Annotated in this window: 4 protein-coding genes; 3 read left to right on the top strand and 1 reads right to left on the bottom strand. The window is 64.6% G+C overall.

Going from position 1 to position 4,386, the window contains the following annotated elements:
• The coding region (locus B2V90_RS13835; RefSeq protein ID WP_293921756.1) for a GcrA family cell cycle regulator at nt 1-395 on the top strand (395 nt) is incomplete at its 5' end.
• Nucleotides 396-464: 69 nt separating this feature from the next.
• On the opposite strand, the gene B2V90_RS13830 is transcribed toward B2V90_RS13835, so the two are convergent.
• Nucleotides 465-1,304: an outer membrane protein gene (locus tag B2V90_RS13830; protein ID WP_009821541.1), complete on the bottom strand. Its 840-nt coding sequence runs from the start codon at nt 1,302-1,304 to the stop codon at nt 465-467.
• Between the two features lie 156 nt (nt 1,305-1,460).
• On the opposite strand from B2V90_RS13830, the gene parE reads away from it, so the two are divergent.
• The gene (parE, locus tag B2V90_RS13825) at nt 1,461-3,437 is read left to right on the top strand and encodes a DNA topoisomerase IV subunit B (RefSeq protein ID WP_228220224.1); all 1,977 of its coding nucleotides are present in this window, start codon (nt 1,461-1,463) and stop codon (nt 3,435-3,437) included.
• 73 nt (nt 3,438-3,510) lie between these two features.
• A partial coding sequence (locus B2V90_RS13820; protein WP_293921753.1) for a serine hydrolase occupies nt 3,511-4,386 on the top strand: 876 nt, incomplete at its 3' end.

The following is a 4,386-nucleotide window of genomic DNA, read 5'->3' as shown; positions in this document are numbered from 1 at the left end:
CCGCGCCTGCTGCGCCGGCAGCCGATGCCGCATCGGACGCGCCCACGCCCGCGCCGCAGCCGCGCATCATCTCCGTTGGTCCTGGCGGCTTCCTGCGTCAGGGTCCAGGCGATCAGCAGGCGCCGATCCCGCCCGCGCCGCCACGCCGCCTGGTGCCTGCCAAGCCCAGCCCGGAAATCGCCGACAAGACCAGCCTGCTCGACCTCACTGAGCGGATCTGCAAATGGCCGATGGGCCATCCGGGCGAGCCGGACTTCCACTTCTGCGGCGAAGCGGTCAATCCCGGCTTCCCCTATTGCGTTGAGCATTGCGGCCGCGCCTATCAGGCCCAGTTGCCGCGCGGCACGCGCCGCCCGCCGCCGCCCATGCCCTTTGGCGGCCCGCGCGTCCGCTGATACGACTTAACGCAAAAAGGGGCCGGTTCCGCCATGGAACCGGCCCCTTTTTTGTTGCTTGAGCTTACCTTAGAAACGGAAGCTGGTCGTCACCATCACGCTTTGCGTATCAAACTTGTCGCCGCGGTTGATGCTGGTGCCACCCGATGGCGTGATCAGAAACGGGTTGGTCGCGGGCGCGCTGCCGGCACCCACATCGACGCGATAATCATCGACATTGTAGCGGGTCCACAGATAGCGCGCGCCGATCGAGAAATTGTCCGAAACCTTCGCTTCGACACCGCCACCCATGGTCCAGCCCCAGCCGTCCTCGCTGCGGTTGTTCTCGGTGAAGCTGTTGGCGCCGTTGCTGGTGGTGAAATTGTTCTTCACCTTCGCATAGGCCAGACCACCAGTGATATAGGGCATGATGCCGCTTGGCGTCGTATAGCCCAGGCGCGCGCGCAGATTGCCGTTCCAGTCGATTTTGCGGCGCATCGTGTAGAAGGCGGGAGTCGTGGAAAATTCTGTCACCTTGTCGTCGACATAAGCTTTGCCAGCTTCGGCAACCACACCGGCGACGAAGCTGCCGAACTGCATGTCATAACCGACATGGCCCATCCAGGCGATCGCATCCTTGTCGTCATTGCAACCCGATGCAGGCGTGGGGCCGCGCGCGGCGCCGCCGCAGGTGCCTGGCGAAAAGGCGTTGGCGCCGGTCGTCGTTGTCACAACATCATTATAGTCGCCATCGGCATCCGTATCGAACCGCAGATGTTCGCCGCCATCGCTCTTCTGCCAATTATAGCCAAACGATCCGCCAACATAGGGACCGGTCCAATCCACCGCTCCGCTGTCCTGCGCCATCGCAGGCACCGACAGGCCGAGCGCCATCACTGCGCCAACCGGCGCCAGCATCTTGATTTTCATGAAATTTATCTCCTCGCCTGGGACAAGTCCCCTGTTCCGCGGTGCAAACGGATCATGATCTCAATTAGTTTCACGGCTCATCGTAACATATTGTTGCTGCGTCGCACCATGCCGTGCCGCTTGCACGCGCCGCCTGCCTGCCTATAGCTTGCTGTCATGTCTGATGACCTGTTTGCCGCCAGCCCCGTCCCGTCCACCGATTATGACGCCTCGACGATCGAGGTTCTGGAAGGGCTGGAGCCGGTCCGCCGCCGGCCGGGCATGTATATCGGCGGCACGGACGAACGCGCGCTGCACCATCTTGCCAGCGAAGTGCTCGACAACAGCATGGACGAGGCGGTCGCCGGCCACGCCACCCGCATCGAAGTGACGCTGGAACCGGGCAACCGGCTCACCATCACCGACAATGGCCGGGGCATCCCGGTAGACCCCCACCCCAAATTCCCGAACCAGTCGGCGCTGGAGGTCATCCTCACCACCCTCCATTCGGGCGGCAAGTTCGAGGGCAAGGCCTATGCCACCTCCGGCGGCCTGCACGGCGTCGGCATCTCGGTCGTCAATGCCCTGTCCACATCCACCGTGGTGGAGGTCGCCCGCAACAAGGAACTGTTCCGCCAGAGCTTCTCCCAGGGATTACCGCAAGGGCCGCTCGAAAAGGTCGGCGGCGCGCCCAACCGGCGCGGCACATCGGTCGCCTTCACCCCCGACACAGCGATCTTCGGCGAACAGAAATTCAAGCCCGCCCGCCTCTACCGCCTCGCCCGGTCCAAGGCCTATCTCTTCGCTGGGGTCGAAATCCGCTGGAAATGCGCGCCCGAACTCATCAGCGACGATACGCCGCCCGAAGCCGTCTTCCAGTTCCCCGGCGGCCTCGCCGATCATCTCAAGGAACAGGTCGGCGACCGCGAATGCGCCACCAGCGTCTTCTTTTCGGGCAATCAGGATTTTCCCGGCGACGCCGGCCGGGTCGAATGGGCTGTCGCTTGGCCACTCTGGTCGGACGGCAGCTACAGCTGGTATTGCAACACCATCCCCACGCCCGATGGCGGCACCCATGAAGCGGGCCTGCGCGCCGCGCTGGTCAAGGGTATCCGCGCCTTTGGCGATCTGGTCGGGCAGAAAAAGGCGAAGGACATCACCGCCGACGACATCATGACGTCATCGGAAATCATGCTCTCGGTCTTCATCCGCGACCCCCAGTTTCAAAGCCAGACCAAGGACCGCCTCACCAGCCCGGACGCCGCGCGCCTGGTTGAAAACGCCGTGCGCGATCATTTCGACCATTATCTGACCGACCATATGGACAGGGGCAAGGCGCTGCTGGCCTATGTGCTCGACCGCATGGACGAACGCCTGCGCCGCAAGCAGGAGAAAGAAGTCAAGCGCAAGACAGCGACCAACAGCCGTAAGCTGCGTCTGCCCGGCAAGCTCACCGATTGTTCGAACGACGACCCGGAAGGCGCTGAAATCTTTCTGGTCGAAGGCGACAGCGCCGGTGGTTCGGCGAAACAGGCGCGCGACCGCAAGACGCAGGCGATCCTGCCCCTGCGCGGCAAGATCCTGAACGTTGCGTCGGCCAACACCGCCAAGATTTTCGCCAATCAGGAAATCGCCGACATGATCCTGGCGCTGGGCTGCGGCATCCGCAAAGACTGCAATCCGGACAATCTGCGCTACGAACGCGTTGTCATCATGACCGACGCGGACGTCGATGGCGCGCATATCGCCACCCTGTTGATGACCTTCTTCTTCCAGGAAATGCCTGAACTGGTGCGGCGCGGCCATCTCTACCTTGCCCAGCCGCCGCTCTATCGCCTCACCGCGGGCGGCAAGAGCCTCTATGCCAGGGACGACGCGCATCGCGAGCAATTGCTCGCCAAGGAATTCAAAGGCAAGAAGGTCGATGTCAGCCGCTTCAAGGGACTGGGCGAAATGAACCCGATGCAGCTGCGCGAAACCACCATGGACCCCAAGACGCGCAGCCTCATCCGCATAACCCTGCCCGACGATGTCGAGGACAGGCAGCAGGTGCGCGATCTGGTCGACCGGCTGATGGGCACCAACCCTGCCCACCGCTTCGCCTTCATCCAGGAAAATGCCGCGGCAGTGGACGAAGAAGCCATCGACGCATGACAGCACCAGCCGGCCGTTTCGAGCGCAATCGAGAAACGGGGAACAGGGCTATTCCCGCCAGGTGCGCGCGTCCATGACCCTGCGCGCCTGGCCCATCCTCCTCGCTTTCGCCACGATGTTCCTGGCGACGCCGGCCTCCGCCGCCCCCTCCCCCACCTATCAGGCGCGCGCGCAACAACTGCTCCGCATCCTCGCGGCCCCCGGCAACGAAACCGATTTCTTCGCCCCGCTCTTCCTTGACGCCGTGCCGGTGGATCAGTGGCGCGCCACTGCTGCCGATCTGCGCGCCCAGCATGGCAAGCCGGTGGCGCTGGGCGCGGTCCGCACCGAAAGCGCCACCGCCGGCCAGGTCGAAATCCGGTACGAGCGCGCGACGGTCGGCTTCACCCTGGTCGTCGCACCCCAACCGCCCGCCCGCGTCATCGGCCTGCACATCGTCGGCGCCCGCACGAGGGACGACAGCCTCGACAAAGTCATGACCGACCTCGCCGCGCTGCCCGGTCAGAGCGCCATCGCCATCGCCCGGCTGACCAACGCAGGCCCGCAGTTGGTCCGCGCCCGCAACGCCATGATGCAGATGGCGACCGGCTCCAGCTTCAAACTCTATATCCTCGCCGAACTCGCGCGCGCCACCGCAGCTGGGGAACGCCGCTGGAGCGACGTCATCCCGCTCGGCCCCAAAAGCTTCTCCGGCCGTCTGATGCGCTGGCCTGACGCCGCGCCGATGACGCTGCACAGCCTCGCCACCGCGATGATCGCCGAAAGCGACAACAGTGCCGCCGACACGTTGCTCCTGGCGCTTGGCCGCGACAGGGTGGACGCCATGGTCACAGCCAGCGGCCATGCCGATCCGGGCCGCACTTTGCCGCTGCTCACCACCGCCGAAGCCTTCGCGCTCAAAATGCCGGCCGCCGCCGACCTGCGCGCCCGCTATGCCGCCGCCACGCCC

Origin of the sequence: Sphingobium sp. UBA5915 (genome assembly GCF_002431195.1) — a bacterium.
Classification (GTDB): domain Bacteria; phylum Pseudomonadota; class Alphaproteobacteria; order Sphingomonadales; family Sphingomonadaceae; genus Sphingobium; species Sphingobium soli.
The sequence above is the reverse complement of the archived record's forward strand: the minus strand, read 5'-3'. Positions and strand labels throughout refer to the sequence as shown.